The 20363-nt window shown below is 67.2% G+C and carries 20 protein-coding genes; 13 read left to right on the forward strand and 7 right to left on the reverse strand.

Annotated elements, in window-relative coordinates:
- Positions 1–3: 3 nt before the first annotated feature.
- The 3 genes from ACWCPQ_RS14050 to ACWCPQ_RS14060 are packed head-to-tail and all read right to left on the reverse strand — an operon-like array spanning position 4 to position 1825.
- Positions 4–720 (reverse strand): polysaccharide deacetylase family protein, encoded by a 717-nt coding sequence (locus ACWCPQ_RS14050; RefSeq protein WP_449898344.1) that lies wholly within the window; start codon positions 718–720, stop codon positions 4–6.
- 48 nt (positions 721–768) lie between these two features.
- Positions 769–1170 carry an ArsR/SmtB family transcription factor gene (locus tag ACWCPQ_RS14055; protein ID WP_449898347.1) on the reverse strand — a complete coding sequence of 134 codons (402 nt, stop codon included), beginning with the start codon at positions 1168–1170 and terminating at the stop codon, positions 769–771.
- Between the two features lie 7 nt (positions 1171–1177).
- Positions 1178–1825: an SRPBCC domain-containing protein gene (locus ACWCPQ_RS14060; protein ID WP_449898349.1), complete on the reverse strand. Its 648-nt coding sequence runs from the start codon at positions 1823–1825 to the stop codon at positions 1178–1180.
- Between the two features lie 543 nt (positions 1826–2368).
- Here ACWCPQ_RS14060 and ACWCPQ_RS14065 point away from each other — a divergent pair.
- Positions 2369–3640 (forward strand): helix-turn-helix domain-containing protein, encoded by a 1272-nt coding sequence (locus tag ACWCPQ_RS14065; protein WP_449898351.1) that lies wholly within the window; start codon positions 2369–2371, stop codon positions 3638–3640.
- Between the two features lie 36 nt (positions 3641–3676).
- On the opposite strand, the gene ACWCPQ_RS14070 is transcribed toward ACWCPQ_RS14065, so the two are convergent.
- Complete coding sequence (locus ACWCPQ_RS14070) at positions 3677–4531, reverse strand: patatin-like phospholipase family protein (protein WP_449898353.1); 855 nt, start codon at positions 4529–4531, stop codon at positions 3677–3679.
- Positions 4532–4708: 177 nt separating this feature from the next.
- On the opposite strand from ACWCPQ_RS14070, the gene ACWCPQ_RS14075 reads away from it, so the two are divergent.
- The 3 genes from ACWCPQ_RS14075 to ACWCPQ_RS14085 all read left to right on the forward strand — a co-directional run bounded on the left by ACWCPQ_RS14075 (position 4709) and on the right by ACWCPQ_RS14085 (position 8127).
- Positions 4709–5086 carry a VOC family protein gene (locus ACWCPQ_RS14075; RefSeq protein WP_449898355.1) on the forward strand — a complete coding sequence of 126 codons (378 nt, stop codon included), beginning with the start codon at positions 4709–4711 and terminating at the stop codon, positions 5084–5086.
- A gap of 172 nt (positions 5087–5258) precedes the next feature.
- Positions 5259–6131: a nuclease-related domain-containing protein gene (locus ACWCPQ_RS14080; protein WP_449898357.1), complete on the forward strand. Its 873-nt coding sequence runs from the start codon at positions 5259–5261 to the stop codon at positions 6129–6131.
- Between the two features lie 172 nt (positions 6132–6303).
- Positions 6304–8127, forward strand: a complete 1824-nt coding sequence (locus tag ACWCPQ_RS14085; RefSeq protein ID WP_449898359.1) for an acyl-CoA dehydrogenase — start codon at positions 6304–6306, stop codon at positions 8125–8127.
- A gap of 54 nt (positions 8128–8181) precedes the next feature.
- Here the strand turns inward: ACWCPQ_RS14085 and ACWCPQ_RS14090 are convergent, their stop codons facing one another.
- A complete protein-coding gene (locus ACWCPQ_RS14090; protein ID WP_449898361.1) occupies positions 8182–8658 on the reverse strand; it encodes a MarR family winged helix-turn-helix transcriptional regulator in 477 nt (158 codons plus the stop codon).
- Positions 8659–8711: 53 nt separating this feature from the next.
- Between ACWCPQ_RS14090 and ACWCPQ_RS14095 the strand changes: the two genes are divergently transcribed.
- The 6 genes from ACWCPQ_RS14095 to ramB all read left to right on the forward strand — a co-directional run bounded on the left by ACWCPQ_RS14095 (position 8712) and on the right by ramB (position 13844).
- Positions 8712–9938 (forward strand): multidrug effflux MFS transporter, encoded by a 1227-nt coding sequence (locus ACWCPQ_RS14095; RefSeq protein WP_449898363.1) that lies wholly within the window; start codon positions 8712–8714, stop codon positions 9936–9938.
- 105 nt (positions 9939–10043) lie between these two features.
- Positions 10044–11252 carry an anion permease gene (locus tag ACWCPQ_RS14100; RefSeq protein ID WP_449898365.1) on the forward strand — a complete coding sequence of 403 codons (1209 nt, stop codon included), beginning with the start codon at positions 10044–10046 and terminating at the stop codon, positions 11250–11252.
- A 192-nt stretch (positions 11253–11444) separates the two neighbouring features.
- Positions 11445–11726 carry a hypothetical protein gene (locus ACWCPQ_RS14105; RefSeq protein WP_449898367.1) on the forward strand — a complete coding sequence of 94 codons (282 nt, stop codon included), beginning with the start codon at positions 11445–11447 and terminating at the stop codon, positions 11724–11726.
- A gap of 1 nt (position 11727) precedes the next feature.
- The gene (locus ACWCPQ_RS14110) at positions 11728–12084 is read left to right on the forward strand and encodes a DUF3349 domain-containing protein (protein ID WP_449898369.1); all 357 of its coding nucleotides are present in this window, start codon (positions 11728–11730) and stop codon (positions 12082–12084) included.
- Positions 12081–12359 (forward strand): DUF3349 domain-containing protein, encoded by a 279-nt coding sequence (locus ACWCPQ_RS14115; protein ID WP_449898372.1) that lies wholly within the window; start codon positions 12081–12083, stop codon positions 12357–12359. Before ACWCPQ_RS14110 ends, ACWCPQ_RS14115 begins: the two co-directional genes overlap by 4 nt.
- A 78-nt stretch (positions 12360–12437) precedes the next feature.
- Positions 12438–13844 carry an acetate metabolism transcriptional regulator RamB gene (gene ramB / locus ACWCPQ_RS14120; protein ID WP_449898374.1) on the forward strand — a complete coding sequence of 469 codons (1407 nt, stop codon included), beginning with the start codon at positions 12438–12440 and terminating at the stop codon, positions 13842–13844.
- Between the two features lie 22 nt (positions 13845–13866).
- Here ramB and ACWCPQ_RS14125 read toward each other — a convergent pair whose 3' ends face one another.
- Complete coding sequence (locus tag ACWCPQ_RS14125; RefSeq protein ID WP_449898377.1) at positions 13867–14820, reverse strand: hexose kinase; 954 nt, start codon at positions 14818–14820, stop codon at positions 13867–13869.
- A 106-nt stretch (positions 14821–14926) separates the two neighbouring features.
- Entirely contained in the window at positions 14927–15916 is a 990-nt protein-coding gene (locus tag ACWCPQ_RS14130; RefSeq protein WP_449898380.1) for an XdhC family protein, read from the reverse strand.
- Positions 15917–16337: 421 nt separating this feature from the next.
- Here ACWCPQ_RS14130 and ACWCPQ_RS14135 point away from each other — a divergent pair, with 421 nt between their 5' ends.
- The 3 genes from ACWCPQ_RS14135 to ACWCPQ_RS14145 all read left to right on the forward strand — a co-directional run bounded on the left by ACWCPQ_RS14135 (position 16338) and on the right by ACWCPQ_RS14145 (position 20089).
- Positions 16338–17132: an ADP-ribosyltransferase gene (locus ACWCPQ_RS14135; protein WP_449898382.1), complete on the forward strand. Its 795-nt coding sequence runs from the start codon at positions 16338–16340 to the stop codon at positions 17130–17132.
- 591 nt (positions 17133–17723) lie between these two features.
- Positions 17724–19013 (forward strand): isocitrate lyase, encoded by a 1290-nt coding sequence (gene aceA, locus ACWCPQ_RS14140; RefSeq protein WP_449898384.1) that lies wholly within the window; start codon positions 17724–17726, stop codon positions 19011–19013.
- 203 nt (positions 19014–19216) lie between these two features.
- Positions 19217–20089 carry a 3-hydroxybutyryl-CoA dehydrogenase gene (locus ACWCPQ_RS14145; protein WP_449898386.1) on the forward strand — a complete coding sequence of 291 codons (873 nt, stop codon included), beginning with the start codon at positions 19217–19219 and terminating at the stop codon, positions 20087–20089.
- The last annotated feature ends 274 nt before the right edge of the window (positions 20090–20363 follow it).

Raw genomic sequence — 20363 nt, forward strand, 5'->3', positions numbered from 1 at the left:
GTGTCACGGGTGTGCGGATCTGTCCGGGTCGAGCAGCTCCGAGACCGTCACGAAGCGGTACCCCTGCGCGTGCAGTTTCGCGGCGATCGGGACGATGGCCGCCCGGGCTGCCGCGCCGGACTCGTACATGGTGTGCAGCAGGACGATCGATCCCGGGCGCACCTGGTCCACGGTGGCAGCGACCAGGGATTCGGTGGAGGTGTTGCCGTCCTCCGGTTCGACATCCCAGGTGACCGTCGTGCGGTCGTGGTCGGCCAGATAATTCGGCAGGGCCCACAATTTCTTGCAGTAGGGCGGACGGAAGGTGATGTCGCCCCGGTAGCCGGCCGCCCGGATCTCGGAATCGGTGCCCTCGACTTCCGTGGCGACGGTCTCGGCCGAGACGAGCACCATCCGCCGGTGATTGTAGGTGTGGTTGCCGAGCTCGTGACCGGCCCGGACGATGGCCCGGCCCAGGTCGGGCCGGGCGGCGAGATCCCGGCCGTTGACGTAGAAGGTGGCCGGGATACCGGCGGTGGCGAGGAGCCCGAGCACTTCGGGTGCGTGCTCGGACGGGCCGTCGTCCAGGGTCAGGGCCACCATCTTCTCGTCGGTGTCCACCCGATCCACCAGCCGTCCGGCCAGCTGGTAGGTCCGTGAGTTGATCAGGAAGTAGCCGCCGACCACGACGACCAGTACCGCCACCAGGGCTGTCGCCGCGCCTGCCACCCATTTCCGCATCCCAGGTGTATACCAGGCGCCGGCCCGGAGCGACCGGTGAACGGACGGTCAGGCGGTCCGGCCGGGGCGATCCGACCGCGTTGCCCCGGTGGACTTCTCGCGGCGTTCGCGTTTGCCGCGGGCCACTTCGGTCGCGAGGGCGTCGAGGGGTTGTGCGAACGGCGTCAGCGGGTCCACCAGGTCGGCCAACCATTCCCGGGCGGCGGTGATTCCCGCCGGTTCCAGGGCGTAGAACCGCCGGTTGGCTGCTGAGCGCACCCGGACCAGTCCGGCCTCGCGCAGCACCTTGAGGTGCTGGGAGACCGCGGGTTGCGAGATCGGAGTGTGCGCGCGGATCTCGTCGACGAGGGTGCCGGCGGCTCGTTCGCCGCCGGACACCAGTCGCAGTATCGTGCGCCGCACCGGGTCGCCGAGCGCTTCGAACACGCGCGCCGGAGAGGGGTGGGTCATCGGATCGTTACTCCCCCTCGGGGGCGACCGTGTAGAAGCCGGTGGTCGCCTCGGCGGCCGCACGGGCCTGCTCGGGATCGTCGCCGTCGGCGATCGCGGCCGCTGCCCATCCATCGGAAGCGGCCCGGACGAACACCAGCCCCTCCGGGGTGAGTGGGAACTCCGCTCCGGCCGCCGGGTCCAGGGCCGCTCCGGTTTCCAGGTGCAGTCCGAGGCCCATGAGTCCCAGGTCCCAGCCGACACCCACCGCGCCCGGGCCGAATTGCGTCCACATATCCGGATCGACGGGAGCTTCGTGCACCAGTTCCAGTTCGGTCCCGTCGGCGCCGGGGCCGAGCCGGACTTCGAGCCAGGAGATCAGGGGGCCCATCTCCCAGGTCACCGCGAAGCGTTTCGGCCGTTCGCATTCCTCGACCACGCCGCCGGCATTTCCTTCGAGCTGGTATCTGCCGCCGACGGTCAACTCGCCGGTGATCGGTAGGAACCATCGCGGAATCCGGTCGATATCGGTGAGTGTCTCCCACAGATCGTCCGGATCGGTCGCGTAGCTACGCCGCGCCACGGCTATCCGGGTGACCGCCCCGTCTCGTTCGCCGGTGCGTACCTCTCGGGTGACCAGGCCCGCGACGGCGGCCGGATCGCTGATTAAACCCATCTCTTCCTCCCTTGATAAGTTTTTACTTATATTAGCGCCACTGATCCGGCGCCGCTACTCGCACCCTGCGCGGCGTTATCGGATCCGGGCGGTCGGAGCGGAACCCGCGGTGTGGCATCCGGTCCGCGCCCACCGGCAGATCCCGTGGGCGGGAATCGACCGTGTTTTCCGCGTGTCTGTCGATATAAAGTGGCCATCGGACCGCGGGGTGGGATTTCGCAGCGGGTCCGGTGATCCCGGGCCGCGCGCGGTCCGGTCCGAGGCGACTGCGCCCGGCTCGGGCGGGCTGTGAATCGATTTTGCTGCCCCGGTGGTAGCGAAATGCTGGTCAGCATTTGTGGAGAGCTTGTCGTCCCACGGGGCGCCGGCCGGAGTCGCGACGGAGGAGCCGGATATGCGAGAACTGGTGCCACGCTTCGATATGCACGAATCGGCGAACACGGCCGTTGCCGACTCGATGCCGGAATCTCGCGGGTGCGTGCTCTCCGGATATAGGGCCACCGGATATCCGCGCCCTTCCGTGGCGAAAGGTGTGCTCGTCTGATGTCCGATCACGACGCCGGAATCGGCCGCAAGATCGCGTACTACCGGGCGCGGAAAGGACTGTCCCAGCGGGATTTCGCGCCGCTGATCAAACGATCGGAGGCATGGGTTTCACAGGTGGAACGAGGGGTCCGCCCGGTCAAGGCGCTCGACGTGCTCGAACGGATCGCCGATGTGCTCGATATGCCGGTGGCCGAGCTGGCGCCGTCCGCACCGACCGCGCAGGTGGAACAGGTCCCGGCCGACGCCGTACCGCTGCGACTGCTACTGACCGGTAATCACGCCCTGCGGGCGGTGGCGTCCGGCGCCGGGGCCGACCCGGACCTCGATCGGCTCGAAGAAGGCGCCGCCGCGGCGTGGACGTTCACAAGCCTGGGGCGCTACACCGATCTGCTGGATCTACTCGAAACGCTGCTGCCCGAGCTCGAGGACGCGGTGGCGCACGCGGGTTCCCGCCGGGCCGAACTATGCCTGGCGGACACCTACCAGGCCTATGCGCTCGCGCTCGCCGACCTCCAGCAGTTCGATGCCGCGTGGGTATCCGCCGATCGTTCGATCGCCGCCGCGCAGCGGGCCGCGGATCCGGTCATGATGGCTGCGGGCGCTTTTCGTCTCGCACTCGTCTTCCAGCGTTCCAACCGCCTGGAGCTGGCGAAACACACCGCCGAGAGCGCGCGGGAGGTGCTCGGGGAACTTCTCGGCGGGGCCGGACCACGAGCGGCGAGCGTCTACGGCGCGCTCACCCTGCAGCTGGCGCTCGTCGCGGCCAAAACCGAAGAGGCCGAGTACGCGTACGCGATGCTCGCCGCCGCCCGCGCGACGGCAGCGGATCTCGGCGAGGAACGCGACGACCACCATACGGAATTCGGGCCGGCCGCAGTGGATCTGCACGAGGTCGCCACCGCGGTGGAGCTGGGGGATGCCGGCACCGCGATCAGGTTGGCGGGGAGGGTCGATCGGGAACGGCTCACACCCCGGCAACACGGCAGATTGCTCATCGATACCGCTCGCGCCTGGGCGCAGCGGCGCAGTCCTGAACGCGCACTCGCGCTGCTGCTGGAGGCGGAGCTGCTCGCCCCCGAGCAGGTGTACCGGCACAAATCGGTTCGGTCGACGACGGCGGATCTGCTCAGCATGGACCGCGGTACGTCCGGTCTGAGTGAATTCGCGCAGCGGGTGGGTGTGGACGCGGCGCTGATCCGGCCCGTCACGGGCCGACCCGGGCCGACCCGCACTGGTCTGCGCGCTGCCCGCGGCCCGCGCGCGATCTGAGCGGCGCCGCCGGTCCGGCGCAACAGCCGGTCCGGCCTAATCGGCGGCCGATGTGGCAGGCCAGAACTGTTTCAGTTCGGCCGCTGCCGTCGCCGCCTGGCGGACACCCGATTCGAAGGCCGGGCCCAGTGCGGAATCGGCGAACAGATCGGCTCCGAAGGCGGCGGCCGCGGTGTCGTCCGGGCATATCGAGATCTCGCGCGCACCACCGAGTTGCCGGTCGGCGCGCGTGCGCGGGTACACATGTGCCAGCGGTTCCAGGATCACGATCACGTCGTGGCCCGTGGCGAGATCGGCATTGACGGTCGACCGGACTCCGCCGTCGATGTAGTGGTGCCCGTCGATTTCGATCGGTGGGAAGACGCCGGGAACCGCGGTGCTGGAGGCGAGTGCCTGTACGAGGGTGGCCGCGCCGCCCCGGGTCCAGGCGGTCAGGGTGCCCGTGCCGATATCGATCGCGGTGATCAGCAGCTCACTCGCGGGCCATTCGGCGAACCCGACCAGGGATCCGATGCGGTCGATATGTACCGCCGGATCGCCGGTGCCCGCGCCGAGCGCCAATTCGCCGACTCGCTGGAGTACCAGATCGCGGTCTTGGTCGACCGCGCGCAGCAGGGCGGCTATCTCGAGCAGCGGCGCGTAGTTGTGCCGTGTCGGTTCGGCCGACCGGGGCGCCGGAGTGAGCAGTGTGGCGAGGTCGATCCCGGATGCCAGGGCCGCGCCGACGACCGCTCCCGCTGAGGTGCCGATGATCCGGTCGGCCAGTGACAGATCGATTCCGGCGTCGCGCAGGCCGAGGGCGAGGCCGCTCAGCCAGGCGATGCCGACCGGGCCACCGCCTCCCAATACCAGGGCGATTGTCGGTTCATCGGCGGGCCGGGCGTCAGGCATGGCAAGAGGTTAGCCAACGAAAGAAGGTTGTGCCGGGCGCGACCGGTCGGTATCACCCGGCCGGCGCCTGCCGCGCCTTTCGCTCGCGTTATGAGGTACATCACGATGCGCATCGACCGAAGGGCGGGTAAAAATAACTTCGTACATCATACGTAGTTTTGGAAATGCGGAGGTCGAATGCGAATCACCGGTACCGCTGTATCGCTCAACGTCGCCGAGCCCGCCGTTTCGGCGGAGTTCGTCACCACTCATTTCGGCTTCACCGAGCAGATGGCGGCCGACGGTTTCGTCTCACTGGTTCATCCGGAGGCCGCGATGAACCTCATCTATCTGCGCACCGGTCTGTCCACCTTCAAACCCGCACACGCCGCCGGTGCCGCCGGTGACGGATTGCTGGTGGTGTTCGTGGTGCCCGATATCGATACCGAATACAGCCGGTTGCGCGCCGCGGGAGTTCCGATCATCACCCCGATCGAGACCGAGGAATGGGGTGAGCGCTACTTCCAGACCGCGGATGCGAACGGGATCATCTACCAACTCGTGCAATGGGTCTGAGGTCGGTGTGCCCACCGGATCGGGGGTTACGGTCGCGGATCCGGGGCGCTGATTGCCGATTCGCCTGAACCGCAGGTCATATGAGTGGTACGAAAGTGGCTGGCGGGCCGTTGCCGACATGGGGGTCGGTGGCGGCATGAGGGGTAACGACACACGGCAGAGGTAGAGCACGATGCTGGTGAAGGTCGACGATCGGGCGGAACTATCCGCGGCCGAACAAGAATTCGTGGAATGCCTGCGGCAATTGCCGACGACCGGCCTGGCCATCGTGAACCTGCGAATCGGTACCCAGCGCGGAACCCGGCAGATCGGCGCGGTGATCTGGACGCCGCAGGGTGTCCTCGTACTCGATGTGGTCGGGTTCCGCAGTCGGCAGAGCGGGGTGCTGACGGTGTCCCAGGAACGGCCGTGGCGGGTGGGCGACGCCACGGCCGATCTGGAACTGGACTTCGGTGCGAACCCGGTGCGGCAACTGGAGACGGCGATGCGGGAGGTCGAGCTGACCTTCGAACGTGCCACCTACGATCCCGGGCAGCTGTGCGGCGCGGTGGTGTTGGTCCCCATGCGGGGTGCGGTCCTGCGGCCGGGTCGGGAAACGCTGCGACCCGGTCTGGATGTGGTGGTCGGCAATGCGGTCGAGTCCACCGAACTCCGGATCTTCCTGGAGAATTTCGCGCCCGGGCCGCCGCGCTGGACGCTGGGCCGGGTCTGCGCGGCGACCCGGGCGCTCACCGGTTGGGCGCCGGAACGCGGTGAGCTGATCGCCGCGGGTTTCGAGGACAAACTGCCGGAGCCGCCCAGGACGCCGCGGCAGCGGCCGAGTTGGCGCCGCCCGGATTCGGGTCGAACTCAGGACGCCGTCGGCTGGGTGGTGCTCACCGTGGCGGTGCTGGGCATGATCGTGGTGCTGGGCGCGATCGTGGGATCCCTGCTGGCCGACGGGCCTGCCACCGGGCCGGCAGCGCCGCCGAGTACCACGGTCGAACCGACTGTCCCGGTGTCCGGTGGCCCGGTGGAGTGCTGGCCACTGCAACCCGGGTGCTGAGCGAGCGCGAATGCTGTCCCGGACACCCCTTCCGGCCCGGTGAGCGGCCGGGCCGAGGCTACGGTTGCGTACCCGGCGCCGCGTCCGGCACGCTTGGCGTTCGTACGATGTCGAAAAGCCTGTAACCAGGCGGTCGGCCCGGCCGCCGAGCGCACCGACCAGGAGGACAGCCGTGGGTCACTACCAGGCGAATCTGCGTGATATCGAGTTCAACCTGTTCGAGGTGTTCGAGCTGGGCAAGATTCTCGATTCCGGCGCATACGGGGATCTGGACACCGATACCGCACGGGAGATCCTGGCCGAGGTCAAACGCCTGGCCGAGGGGCCGGTGGCGGATTCCTTCGCGGCCGCCGACCGGGATCCGGTGGAATTCGTGCCCGAGACACATTCGGTTACTGTCCCGGAAGCTCTCGCCAAGACCGTGCACGCCGTCCGCGATGCCGGCTGGAACCGTCTCGGCAAGCCCGCGGAGATGGGCGGTATGCCGGCGCCCGCCGCGCTGTGCTGGGCGGTCAGCGAAATGATCACCTGCGCCAACCCGTCCGCGGTGTTCTTCGATATGGGCGCGGTGATGGCGCAGGTTCTGTTCGGAATCGGCAACGAACAGCAGAAGCATTGGGCCGCCGCCGGTTTCGACCGGCACTGGCAGGGCACCATGGTGCTCACCGAGCCCGATGCGGGTTCGGATGTGGGCGCCGGCCGGACCAAGGCTGTCGAACAGCCCGACGGCACCTGGCATATCGACGGTGTCAAACGCTTCATCTCCGGCGCCGATGTCGGCGACACCGCGGAGAACGTCTTCCACCTGGTGCTGGCGCGGCCCGAGGGCGCGGGACCGGGCACCAAGGGGCTGTCGCTGTTCTATGTACCGAAATTCCTGTTCGATCCGCAGACTCTGGAACTGGGCGAGCGCAACGGGGTCTACGTCACCAATGTCGAGCACAAGATGGGCCTGAAGTCCTCGCCCACCTGTGAGCTCACCTTCGGTGGCGACAAACCCGCCGTGGGATGGCTGGTCGGGGACAACCACGACGGTATCGCCCAGATGTTCAAGGTCATCGAGAACGCCCGCATGATGGTGGGCGTCAAATCCAGTGGGACCCTCTCCACCGGCTACCTGAACGCGCTCGCGTACGCGAAGGAGCGGGTACAGGGCGCCGATCTGACCCAGATGTCGGACAAGACCGCGCCACGGGTGACCATCACCCACCATCCCGATGTGCGGCGCAGCCTGGCCATGCAGAAGGCCTACGCCGAGGGTATGCGCGCGGTCTATCTCTACACCGCGATCCATCAGAACGCCGATGTGGCGGAACTGGTTTCCGGGGTCGACGCCGAAACCGCCCATCGGATGGACGATTTCCTGTTGCCGATCGTCAAGGGCGTGGGTTCGGAGCGGGCCTACCAGTACCTGACCGAATCGCTGCAGACCCTGGGCGGTTCGGGCTATCTGCAGGACTACCCGATCGAGCAGTACATCCGCGACGCCAAGATCGACTCGCTGTACGAGGGCACCACCGCCATCCAGGCGCAGGACTTCTTCTTCCGCAAGATCATCCGGGACAAGGGCGCCGCGGCCGGGCAGATCTTCGGTCAGATCGTCACCTTCCTGGATTCGCCCACCGGCCGGCTGGACACCGAACGGGCCCTGCTGCGTACCGCGCTCGAAGATGTGCAGGCGATGGCGGGGTCGCTGACCGGTTATGCCGTGGCCGCCCAGACCGACCCGTCCGAGCTGTACAAGGTCGGACTCGGCTCGGTGCGGTTCCTGCTCGCGGTCGGAGATCTGCTGATCGGCTGGCGGCTGCTGGTCCAGGCCGAGGTCGCCGGCGCGGCTCTGGCCGCGGCAAGCGAGCGCGACCGGCCGTTCTATACCGGCAAGGTGGGGGTGGCGAGCTTCTTCGCGAAGAACGTGCTGCCCACGCTCACCGCGACCAAGGCGATCATCGCGGCGATCGACACCGACATCATGAGTATGCCGGAAGAGGCGTTCTGATCGGATCGACGGCGGCCCGTCGCAACGGTCGGGCCGCTCCCGGTACGCCGCGGCTCAACTCGCGCGCGACCGGCCGACGCGGGGTGCCGTCGCGCCGGTGAGTGCGGCGGCCAGCGCGCGCAGGCCGCCGACGGCCGCCGTCAGACTGTCCCGGTCGGCCGGCTCGAGGCCGGCGAGAGCGTCGAGGACCAGCCCGGTGCGTACCGCCTCCATTTCGCGAGCGTGGGCTATGGCCTTCTCGGTGGGTGAGATCCGGCTGCACCGGCGGTCGGCGGGATCGGGTTCGCGATCGATGAGTCCGTATTCGGCCAGTTGACGCAACGTCACGCTCATATTGCTCGGCTGCATACCGGTCAGCGTGGCAAGTTCGCCGGGGGCAGTGCCCGGGTTGTGCACGACGATGCGCAACACCTCGAACTGGGTATCGGTGAGCGGTTCGGCGCCGGCGAGGCGCGGTGTCGCTCTGCGTACGGCTCGCGCGACATCCCTCAGCGCGCTGTCCAGCGCGCGGAGATCCGGGGGGTTGCTCACTCTGGCCATGTTAGCTTATGTATTCATAAATAAGTATTTCGGGAGGAGGCGCCGTGCTGCCGATTCGTACACGACCCGGGGTATCGGGACTGCTGCTGGTGGTGCTGGCACTGCTGTCGGCCGCGGCGCCGTTCGCGGTGGATATGTATCTGCCCGCGTTCACCGAGCTCGCCGCCGATCTCGGTACCACCGCGGCGAGCGTGCAGCTCACCCTTACCGCGTTCCTGGTCGGGCTCGCGGCCGGTCAGCTGCTCATCGGACCGCTCTCCGATCGCCTCGGCCGCCGCAGACCGCTGGTGGTGGCGACCGCCGTCACCGTCGTCGTGACGGTGATCTGCGCCGCGGCCCCCACGATCTGGTTACTGATCGCCATGCGCTTCGTGCAGGGGCTGACCGCGTCCGCGGGCCTGGTCATCGGCCGCGCGGTGGGTGCCGACCGCACCGAGGGCGCGGCGACCGCCCGGATCTTCACGCTGTTTTCCGCCATCGGCGGGATCGCCCCGGTGGTGGCGCCGCTGCTCGGCGGGATTCTGGTGTCGGCCGGATGGCGTGCCGAATTCTGGGCGTTGAGCGGGATCTTCCTGCTGATGTTCCTGGGCGCGCTGGTCGTGGTCCCGGAATCGCTGCCGCCGGAGCGGCGGCATACCGAAGGCGCGGCCGGCACCCTGCGAACTCTGCGGGGGATCGGCTCCGATCGCGGCTACCTCGGCTATATCTTCGCCTTCGCGCTGGGGTTCGCCGGGATGATGTCCTATATCTCGGCTTCTCCGTTCGTGATCGAGAACGTGCTCGGAATGTCCAACCGGGTGTACACGATCGTCTTCGCCACCAATGCGGCCGGGATGATCGCGGCGGGCGTGGTGGTCTCCCGGCTCGTGGGCAGGTTCGGGCCGGGGCCGATCCTGCGGATCGGCCAGGCGGTGATCCTGGTGTCGGGGACCGCGCTGCTCGTGTTGCTGGCAATCGGGGCACCGGCGGCAGCGGTGCTGCCGGTGCTCTTCGTGATGGTCGCCGCCACACCGACGGTCATGGGCACCGCGAGCGCGCTGGCGATCGGCCGGGCCCGCCATGCCGCCGGTACGGCATCGGCGTTGATGGGTGCGTTGCAGTTCACGCTCGGCGCGGTCGTTTCCCCGCTGGTCGGGCTCGGCGGTCCGGCCACCGGGGTGCCGATGGGCATCGTGATCGTGGTCTGCGCGTGCCTGGGCATGATCGCGCGGCGGATCGCGGCGACAGCCGGTGAACTCGTACGGCCCGAGCGCGAACCGGCGCCCGCGTGACGATCGGCGGCGTGCCCCCGGGTTCACGCAGGTGGCCGCCGCCTTTCGGTGATCGGCCGATCCCGGCGGACCAGACCGGACGGTCCATGACGCACAATGCTTGGCGTGACAGTTGAGCTACTGATCCTTCTGGTCGTCATTGTCACGGCGTTGGCTTTCGATTTCACCAATGGTTTCCACGACACGGCCAACGCGATGGCGACCTCCATTGCCACCGGTGCGCTGCGCCCCCGAGTTGCCGTCGCGTTGTCGGCGATCCTGAACCTGGTGGGTGCGTTCCTGTCGGTGGCGGTGGCCGCGACGGTGGCCGAGGGAATCGTGCGGTTGAACGAAGTATCCGGGCATTCGCTGCTCATCATCGTCTACGCGGGGCTGGTCGGCGGCATTCTCTGGAACCTCCTCACCTGGCTGTTCGGCTTGCCGTCGAGTTCGTCGCACGCGCTGTTCGGCGGGCTGATCGGCGCGACCCTCGCCGCGCTGGGATGGAGCGGGGTGGTGTGGGTCTCCGACAACGGCGGGGTGATCAACAAGATCGTGATTCCCGCCCTGCTGGCGCCGGTGGTCGCCGGCCTGGTCTCCACCATCGGGACCTGGGCCGTATACCGGATCACCCGCAATGCCGATCCGGACAAGGTGACCAGCGGGTTCCGGTGGGGGCAGGTCGGCTCGGCATCACTGGTTTCGCTGGCCCACGGCACCAACGACGCGCAGAAGACGATGGGCGTCATCTTCCTGGCTCTGGTCGCCTATGGTGAGCTCTCCCCGGATTCGGCGATGCCGCTGTGGGTGATGGCCGCCTGTGCGTGCGCTATCGCCGCCGGAACCTATCTGGGTGGCTGGCGGATCATCCGCACGCTCGGCAAGCGGCTGGTCGATATCGATTCACCACAGGGGCTGTCGGCCGAATCGGCCTCCGCGGCGATCATTCTGACCTCCGCCCACTTCGGCCTGCCGCTCTCCACGACACAGACCGTCACCGGTGCGATACTCGGTTCCGGGCTCGGCAAGGGCGCCGAGGTGCGCTGGGGCGTCATGGGCCGGATGGTCGTGGCATGGCTGCTCACCCTCCCGGCCGCCGGTATCGCGGGCGCCATCTGCTGGGCGCTCGCGCACTACATCGGCGGACTGGCGGGCGTACTGGTGGTCTTCGCGCTGCTGATCGCCCTCGCGGGGCTCATCTACCGGCGCTCGCTACGGGACAAGGTGTCCAGTGGCAATGTCAACGATCCGCCCACCGCCGATCCCGAGCAGGCCCTGCCCCGGCCGGTGGAGCAGCCACCGGTCGCCGGATCCACGTCCGAGGAGGCTTCTTGATGCTGCGATACCTCCGCCTTCGCTACGGCCTCCGCGGGCCGTATGTGCCGAGTTCGACGGTGCGATACCTCCGCCTTCGCTACGGCCTCCGCGGGCCGTATGTGCCGAGTTCGACGGAGGTTGCGTGATGCGGTGCTTCCGTCTTTGTTGCGGCCCCTGTGGGCTGCGGGTGCCTGATTCGATGGAGGTTTCATGGGCACGGTTCTGACGAATCTGAGATCGCTGGGGGAGGTGACGCTGGCGGCGCTCGTGCTGGGTGCCGGGCTGCCGATGGTGTTCGCGCTCGGGGTGCGGTTGTGGTCGGCCGCCGAGACGACGGGAGCCGACGGGTCGGTCCGGCGGCATCCGGCGGCGCTCATCGGTGCCTGTGCCTGCCTGTTCGCCGTGGTTGCTGTCGTCGTCGCGGGGGTGCTGTTCGTCGCGAAGGCGTTCCTCGCGCACCGCCTCGGCATCCACCTTTTCGGGCAGGCTTGAGATGACCGCCGAGAACGGGGTGCCGCCGGAACGGTCGGGTCTGCTCGCCCGGGTTCTGGCCTGGCTGCGGGCCGGATATCCGCAGGGTGTGCCGCAATCGGACTATGTGGCGCTGTTCGCCGTGTTGCACCGGGACCTGACTGAGTACGAGGTCGTGCTGGTCGCCGAGGAGCTGGTGCGCGACCGCGACGACCGGGAGATCACCCATGCCGAGGTAGAGGCGGCGGTGAGCCAGCATGCCCGGGAACAGGCGGGCCCGGAGGACATCGCGCGGGTGGCCTCCCATCTGGCCGCGGGTGGCTGGCCGCTGGCCTCGCCGCTGGCCGAGATCGCCCAGCCGGAAGAGGACCGAGGATGACGCATGTGCTGCGTGCGATCGTCGACTGGCTCCGGCGGGGTTATCCGGAGGGCGTTCCGGAATCCGATTACATTCCCCTGGTCGCGCTGCTACGGCGGCGGCTGACCGATCAGGAGGTCCAGGAGATCGCCGCGGAGGTTCTGCATTCCCCGGACCGCCCGATCGACCGCACCGATATCCAGGTGATGATCACCGAGGTCACCGACGAGATGCCCTCCGAGATGGATCTGCAGCGGGTGCTGTCACATCTGGATCCGCCCGGCTGGCCGCACTGAACGGCGACCGTACAGGCGAATATGCAATTCTTGCTAACCCGCGTATCGCACGCTGCGAACGACCCCTAAGCTGGACGCATGGCCAAGACTTATGTCGGCGCCCGGTTGCGGCAACTGCGGACCGAACGCGGGCTCAGCCAGGTGGCGCTGGCCCAGCAACTGGAGATTTCGGCCAGCTATCTCAACCAGATCGAGCACGATGTCCGACCGCTCACCGTGCCGGTTCTGCTGCGGATAAGCGAGGTGTTCGGGGTCGAGGCGACGTTCTTCTCGCCGCAGGACGACACCCGGCTCATCGCCGAACTGCAGGAAGTGGTGATGGATCAGGAACTGGGTATCGAGGCCGACGCCCGCGAGATCGCGGAGATGGTCTCGGCCCATCCGAGTATGGCCCGGGCCCTGGTCAACATGCACAACCGCTACCGCAACACCAGCGCCCAGCTGGCCGCGGCGACCGAGGACAGATTCGCCGACGGCTCCGGTAGCGCCACCATCAGCAAACCGCACGAGGAAGTGCGCGACTACTTCTACCAGCGGCAGAACTATATTCACGAACTCGATACCGCCGCGGAGGAACTGGCCAACCGCATCCGCTTCCACAACGGCGACGCGCACAGCGAGATCCCCAAGGTGCTGCGCACCCACGGTGTGCGGATCGTGGAACGTATCGACCTCGGTGAAGGTGTCCTGCACCGCTACGACCCCGACAATCAGGTGCTCGAGATCGCGCCGCACCTGTCCGGTGGCCAGCGTCTGTTCAAACTCGCCGCCGAACTGGCCTATTTCGAATGCGGGCAGCTGCTGGAGAAGCTGGTGGACGAGGGCAATTTCTCCGGACCGGACGCGCGCAAACTCGCGATGCTCGGTCTGGCCAACTATTTCGCCGCGGCGACCGTGCTGCCCTATACCTATTTCCACGAGGTGGCCGAGGGTTTCCGCTATGACATCGAACGGTTGTCGGCCTTCTTCGCGCAGAGCTACGAGACCGTCTGCCATCGCCTGTCCACGCTGCAGCGACCGGAACTACGCGGAGTGCCGTTCTCGTTCGTCCGGGTGGACCGGGCCGGGAACATGTCGAAACGGCAGTCCGCCACCGGTTTCCATTTCTCCTCCAGCGGCGGTACCTGCCCGCTGTGGAACGTGTACGAGACCTTCGCCTACCCCGGCAAGATAATGACCCAGATCGCGCAGATGCCCGACGGCCGCAAATACTTGTGGGTGGCGCGTACGGTGGAACGGCGCGCGACACGGTACGGCCAGCCCAGTAAGACCTTCGCCATCGGGCTGGGTTGCGAGATCCGGCACGCGGCCCGGGTGGTCTACGCCGACGGCATCGACCTGCGCGAGGCCAATGCCACACCCATCGGCGCGGGTTGCCGGGTGTGCGACCGCGCCAACTGCCCTCAGCGTGCCTTCCCGCCGCTCGGCAAAACCCTCGATATCAGCGAACATCGGAGTTCGGTCTCTCCGTATGTCTTGAAATGAGTTCCACCACAGGGGTGTTCGATCAGTCCTCGGCGGATTTCCGGTCGGTCGTTTCCAATTCGGAGATCAGTACGGTAGGCGCCAGATGACCGCGTAGGCGCCGATCTATCTCTCCGGCCACCGGGATGACCACCGAGGCGGCCGAGGTCGCGACCGCGTCGACGAGGATCGTCGGCCAATCCGGAGTCTCTGTGGTGGCCAGTGCCGCGATCACGGCGGCGGCCACCGGGTCACCCGCACCGGTCGGATTGCCGGTCAGCGGCTCCGGTAGACGGGCCTCCCAGCAACCGTCCGGGGTCACCGCGACCATGCCCAGCGGCCCCCGGGTCACGATCACCGCGCCGACCCCGCGATCCACCAGCGGCCGGGTCGCGGTCACCATTGCCTCCGGCGTCTCGGGCCGGCAGTGAGTGAGCGATTCGAACTCGTCGAGACCGGTCAGCAGCACCACCCCCGGAACTCGGGCAGACATCCGCAACGCGGGTCCGTGCAGGTCGCAGACCGTGGGCACCCCGGCCTCCAGTGCCGCCCGAGCGATCCGGGCAGGTAGGCCGGGATCGATACCGTCGGGTAGTGAGCCCGCGATCACCAGACCCGAGATATGCGGAAGCATCCCCGATACCCGGACCTCGAGCTGTTCGGAGGCGTGCGGATTCGAGATCCGTGCGCCGGGTTCCCGGAACGCGGTCGCGGTGCCGGTATCGGATTCGCTGATCACCACGGTGCGCCGGACCCACGGCAGCGCGTGCACGAAATCCACCGGCATCTCCGCCTCGGCGGCGGCGGCGAAAGCGTGATCGGCGAACCCCGTGGCCCGGGCATAGCGGCCCAGCTGATTCAGCACTCGGGTGACATTGATGCCCTTGCCGCCGAGACGCTGCTCCACCGACCGGACCCGATGCGCGAGTCCGGGAGTGTAGTTCTCGACACGGTAGGTCACGTCGTAAGCGGGATTCATTGTCACGGTGAGGATCACGAGAACCACTGTCCACGAGAGTCGGCCCGGCACAAGATCGAGGGGCGGGATCGAAAGAGTGATTTCGGTCGCCTTCGCGGCGACCCGGAGCGATCGGGTACCGCGCTCAGATCGCCGCCTCCGCGGGGAAGGGAACCGTGATCCGGCCGAGCCGTCCGTTGCGCGCGGCCACCATTTCCGCAGTCACCGCCAGCGCCGTCTCGGTGGCCGTCGCCGCGCCGATATCCATTCCGGCCGGGGAGTGCAGTCGGGCCAGTTGCGTATCGTCGAATCCGCTCGCGCGCAGGTCGTCTAGGCGCCGCGCGCTCGACACCGTCGACCCGACCGCGCCGATATAACCGATCTCGGGTAGTCGCAGCGCGACGGTGAGCAGCGGGATCTCGAACTGTGGGTCGTGGGAGGCGAGAACGATACCGGTGGACGAATCGATCTCGCCCTCGGAGACCAGCATGTTCAGGTAGCGGTGCGGCCAATCGCAGACCACCTCCGCGCCGGGGAACGATTCCGGTACCGCGAACGTGGGCCGCGGATCGCAGACCGCGACCCGGTAGCCGAGGAGCTGCGCCTGCGCCGACAGCGCCCCGGCGACAGCATTGGCGCCGAAGAGCACCAGCAGCGGTGGCGGCGCGAACGAGGCGACGAAGATATCGGACTGCGGTAGCGAGACGAGTTCGGTCGCGTGCCTTTTGTCGGTGATCAGATGCTGACCGATCATTCCGGGCTCCGGATTCCACACCACTGTGAAGACCGTGACCCGGCGATGTTCGACTATTTCGGCGGCAATGGTCGGGAATTCCGGGAAATGTCCGCGGGAGAACGGTTCGGTGAACACATCGATCACCGCGCCTTCGCCGCCTGGCACCGGTAGCCGGTGCAGCGCCCGCTGTCCCGTCCGGGCCGACTGCAGAGTCGACTCGTAGACGGTGTCCTCTATCCCGGTCGCCGCCATGGTCCCGTAGATCATTCCGTCGGGGTCCACCAGCATCGATGTGCCCACCGGAATGTCCACCCGACCACCCGTGCGCACGATGGTGGCCAGCCCGCCCGTCCGGCCCGAACGCCACACCTGCAGCAGGTCGTCGACGATGTCGCGCATCAACAGCTCCGATCCCACCGTGCGACGGAGGGCAGGCGCTCACCATCGGCACCCGTCACCGATGACCGCGCACGTGACGGACACCCTAGCGCTGTTCTCTGTGAATTTGGCACGCCTGCGAAAATCTCGTCGGGCGAGAACATGAATGGTTGGCCAAGTGTTGTGTGGCGACACTGTCCCTTTCTGGGCATGTTGTGGAATCTTGCGTGCCCACCAGCGAGTTGTTCTCCCCGGAGGCGGGAAGGGACACCCTCTGGGGTGTTCACCCTGCCGGCCGCCTGCCGCCAGAAGTGGCCCGGACGGGTTCGTTCCCAGGAGTGATCAGCTTCGAGGATTACAAAGTAACCTGTGATATCGGCACCCGACGTCACTCGCCGGGCCGCGAGCGAATCGGGCGGCAGGTACGGACAACAGGAGCGGTGTGTACGACGAGATGGCAGCAGCAATGCGCCGTTTTACTGCCAAACTCGCCGATGACCTGCAACAACTCGGAATCGCCGACGCCCGGCAGATCCGCGAGATCATCGGCGCCCCGCTCCAGCACGCACCTCGCCTGATACCCGGCGGCGACGAATCGGCCGCACGATCCGTTCTCGCCGCCGTGCACGCCCCCGGGATCCGGGGCCCACACCTTCCCGGCGCTACCGCCGCGACGCCGAGGATCTTCCGCGACGCCGAAGAGGCACATGCCTACGGAATGCGAACGTGGGGCGCTGTCGCCGACCTTCTCGACCCCGCTCAGCGGCAGTTGCTCTGGAATTACACCCGAGGTGACAGCACGCTGATCAACGACTTTCTGCGGGAGGGCATCCCCCTGTTCCCGGGCCCCCGGCAGCAGGCAGAGGGCCTCGACGCGATCGTGGGCCTGCAAGCGACTCATGAGTGGGTTCAGGTCACCAAGACCATCCAGGCCGGCAGGCTGTTTCCCGACCGCCACATCACGGAGGTGACTCCCGGTTATCGGGGCACGTTTCGTGACTTCGTCAGCACCTCGATGTACCCCGGCGGGGTGAACGGTCTGAAGAATGTAGAGGGCCGGAATGTCGATGCCACAATCGCCGTACCGCCCGGCACTCCGGCCTTTTACATCGGTGATCTGTCCGCCACACCGGAAGAGAAGGAGCTTTTGCTCGGGCGGGAGCTGGATTTCGACCTCACGGACCTCCGGCCGGACGGGGACCGATGGCAAGCGGCGGTGACAATCCTGCCGCCGTAACCGGCCCGCCACCGGACGTTCGGTCGATACCCATACCTTTGCCGGTGCTCGACGGGACCTCTTCCGGTCGAGGTCGCCCGTCGACTCGGCTCGTTCCGGGTCGCGGAGGCATCCGGCGGCAGGTCCGAAATCCGGGCCGGTACGGATCGCGAACCGAGTGCGTCCGCTGTCGGCTGTATCTGTTGCCGACCTGCCGCGAGTCTCGCTCGGATACACGTCACATCTGAAGTCGGCTGACATCAGTTATGAAGGTCCTCACAGGGCCGCGTCGGAGTGGATGGAGCTGGCCTCGGTACCTGCCTCGGCTAACAGTACGGGCGTTACGCTAAAACCCCATGTCAGAGCTACTGGTGAGTAGACTTGACGGCGGCTACGCGCCGGCAACTTTCACAGGCTTAGCAAAGTGATGGGCGATCCTAGCTCAGATTCACAGAAGCAACAGGTAGACGGCATTTTGTTGGTGTGCCATGGTGTGGAAGTACACCCACCGGGCATTGCAAGCCTGCAAATCGTCGTTCCAGCAGTGCGACGCGGAAACGCTTCGTCGACGCGGACCGGCGGACCGACCGAACAAGGAAGTGGAGTCGCAAGATGTCGACCACCGGCACCCCGAAGACCGCCGAGGAAATCCAGAAGGATTGGGATACCAACCCGCGCTGGAAGGGCGTCACCCGCAACTACACCGCCGAGCAGGTTACGAAGCTGCAGGGCACCGTTGTCGAAGAGCAGACCCTCGCGCGTCGTGGTTCGGAGATCCTCTGGGATCTGGTGAACAACGAGGACTACATCAACTCCCTCGGCGCCCTCACCGGCAATATGGCCGTGCAGCAGGTCCGCGCCGGCCTCAAGGCCATCTACCTGTCGGGCTGGCAGGTCGCCGGTGACGCGAACCTCTCCGGTCACACCTACCCCGACCAGAGCCTCTACCCGGCCAACTCGGTGCCCGCCGTGGTCCGCCGCATCAACAACGCGCTGCTGCGCGCCGACGAGATCGCCAAGGTCGAAGGCGACACCTCCGTCGAGAATTGGCTGGCCCCGATCGTCGCCGACGCCGAAGCCGGCTTCGGTGGCGCGCTCAACGCCTACGAACTGCAGAAGGCCATGATCGCCGCCGGTGCCGCCGGTGTGCACTGGGAAGACCAGCTGGCCTCGGAGAAGAAGTGCGGCCACCTCGGTGGCAAGGTGCTGATCCCCACCCAGCAGCACATCCGCACCCTCACCTCCGCGCGCCTGGCCTCCGATGTCGCCGAGGTCCCCTCGGTGATCATCGCCCGCACCGACGCCGAAGCCGCCACCCTCATCACCTCCGATGTGGACGAGCGCGACCGCGAGTTCCTCGACGGCACCCGCACCGCCGAGGGGTTCTTCGGTGTGAAGAACGGCATCGAGCCCTGCATCGCGCGGGCCAAGGCCTACGCGCCCTACGCCGACCTCATCTGGATGGAAACCGGCGTGCCGGACCTCGAGGTCGCCCGCAAGTTCGCCGAGTCCGTCCGCAGCGAGTTCCCGGACCAGCTGCTGGCCTACAACTGCTCGCCGTCCTTCAACTGGAAGGCGCACCTGGACGACGCCACCATCGCGAAGTTCCAGCGTGAACTGGGTGCCATGGGCTTCAAGTTCCAGTTCATCACCCTGGCCGGCTTCCACTCGCTCAACTACGGCATGTTCGACCTGGCCTACGGTTACGCCCGCGAGGGTATGACCGCCTTCGTCGACCTGCAGGAGCGCGAGTTCAAGGCCGCCGCCGAGCGTGGCTTCACCGCCATCAAGCACCAGCGTGAGGTCGGTGCCGGCTACTTCGACACCATCGCCACCACGGTCGACCCCAACACCTCGACGGCGGCGCTGAAGGGCTCCACCGAAGAGGGCCAGTTCCACTGAGCAGGGCGCGGTATCCGTGACGGATACCGGCAATCACTACCCCGGTAGGGGTGTACCCGCCGCCCCCTCGCCACAGCCCGGCGAGGGGGCTTCGGTCCCTCTACCGTTGATATCGAACTACGAACTCCACCGTCGAAGGCTCCGCTCACACCAGAGCAACACCTTCGTTCCCACCGACCTACACAACTGATCAGGAGCGGGACGTGAGCAGCGAAAAGATTCAGCGTGTCGGAATCATCGGCGCCGGTCAGATGGGCGCCGGCATCGCGGAGGTGTGTGCTCGCGCGCATGTCGACGTGCTGGTGTACGAGCAGACCCGGGACCTCGCTGCCGCCGGCCGGTCGCGAATCCTGCGGTCCCTGGACCGGGGCGTGAGCAGCGGCAAGATCACCGAGCGTGAACGCGAGCAGGCTGCCTGGCGGCTGCGGTTCACCTCCGACCTCGGCGATTTCGCCGACCGGCAGCTCGTGGTGGAAGCCGTTCTGGAGGACGAGAAGGTCAAGACCTCCATCTTCGCCGAACTCGACAAAGTGGTCACCGACCCGGGTGCGGTGCTGGCCTCCAACACGTCCTCCATCCCGATCATGAAGATCGCCGTGGCCACCAACAACCCCGAGCGGGTCGTCGGTATGCACTTCTTCAACCCGGTGCCGGTACTGCCGCTCGTCGAACTGGTGACCACTCTCAAGACCAGCGCCGCCGTCACCGAGCGGGCCGAGAAGTTCGCGGCCGAGGTCCTCGGCAAGGAGATCGTCCGCTCCTCCGACCGCTCCGGCTTCGTGGTGAATGCGCTGCTGGTGCCGTACCTGCTCTCGGCGATCCGCATGGTCGAATCCGGCTTCGCCACCAAAGAAGACGTCGACAAGGCGATGGTGCTCGGCTGCGCCCACCCGATGGGGCCGCTCGCGCTCACCGATCTGGTCGGCCTCGACACGGTGAAGTCGATCGCCGACTCGATGTACGGCGAATTCAAGGAACCGCTCTACTCGGCGCCGCCGCTGCTCATGCGCATGGTCGAAGCAGGGCTGCTGGGCAAGAAGACCGGGGCGGGGTTCTACCAGTACAACAAGGCGTAGCGGGGTCACCGAATGAGCGACGGGCTTTCGCTACGGTGCGAGGTGGGCTCGCTGGTGAAGGTGTGAGGCGAGCTCGCTGGTGAAGGTCCGGAGGTGCCGGTGAGAACGAGCCTGCTCGCAAAGGTGCTGTGTTTTCGGCGCGCTGGCGCGCGCGGGGTCGAGGCCCCCCTGATGTCTCTCCGTTCAGGCCTCGAGACTCGCGCCTGCGGCGCATGCGACGTGCGGTCGGCCGTCCGGGGAATGCAGCCGCCTGAGCACCTTCGGCCAAGGGCGA

The organism is Nocardia sp. NPDC001965 (genome assembly GCF_053594175.1).

Excerpts from the sequence above, each read along its gene's own strand:
- ACWCPQ_RS14070 (WP_449898353.1), bottom strand. The coding sequence starts at position 4,531 with ATGCCTGACGCCCGGCCCGCCGATGAACCGACAATCGCCCTGGTATTG.
- ACWCPQ_RS14050 (WP_449898344.1), bottom strand. The coding sequence starts at position 720 with ATGCGGAAATGGGTGGCAGGCGCGGCGACAGCCCTGGTGGCGGTACTG.
- aceA (WP_449898384.1), top strand. The coding sequence starts at position 17,724 with ATGTCGACCACCGGCACCCCGAAGACCGCCGAGGAAATCCAGAAGGAT.
- ACWCPQ_RS14065 (WP_449898351.1), top strand. The coding sequence starts at position 2,369 with ATGTCCGATCACGACGCCGGAATCGGCCGCAAGATCGCGTACTACCGG.
- ACWCPQ_RS14060 (WP_449898349.1), bottom strand. The coding sequence starts at position 1,825 with ATGGGTTTAATCAGCGATCCGGCCGCCGTCGCGGGCCTGGTCACCCGA.
- ACWCPQ_RS14055 (WP_449898347.1), bottom strand. The coding sequence starts at position 1,170 with ATGACCCACCCCTCTCCGGCGCGCGTGTTCGAAGCGCTCGGCGACCCG.
- ACWCPQ_RS14075 (WP_449898355.1), top strand. The coding sequence starts at position 4,709 with ATGCGAATCACCGGTACCGCTGTATCGCTCAACGTCGCCGAGCCCGCC.
- ACWCPQ_RS14080 (WP_449898357.1), top strand. The coding sequence starts at position 5,259 with ATGCTGGTGAAGGTCGACGATCGGGCGGAACTATCCGCGGCCGAACAA.
- ACWCPQ_RS14130 (WP_449898380.1), bottom strand. The coding sequence starts at position 15,916 with ATGCGCGACATCGTCGACGACCTGCTGCAGGTGTGGCGTTCGGGCCGG.
- ACWCPQ_RS14105 (WP_449898367.1), top strand. The coding sequence starts at position 11,445 with ATGGGCACGGTTCTGACGAATCTGAGATCGCTGGGGGAGGTGACGCTG.
- ramB (WP_449898374.1), top strand. The coding sequence starts at position 12,438 with ATGGCCAAGACTTATGTCGGCGCCCGGTTGCGGCAACTGCGGACCGAA.
- ACWCPQ_RS14110 (WP_449898369.1), top strand. The coding sequence starts at position 11,728 with ATGACCGCCGAGAACGGGGTGCCGCCGGAACGGTCGGGTCTGCTCGCC.
- ACWCPQ_RS14115 (WP_449898372.1), top strand. The coding sequence starts at position 12,081 with ATGACGCATGTGCTGCGTGCGATCGTCGACTGGCTCCGGCGGGGTTAT.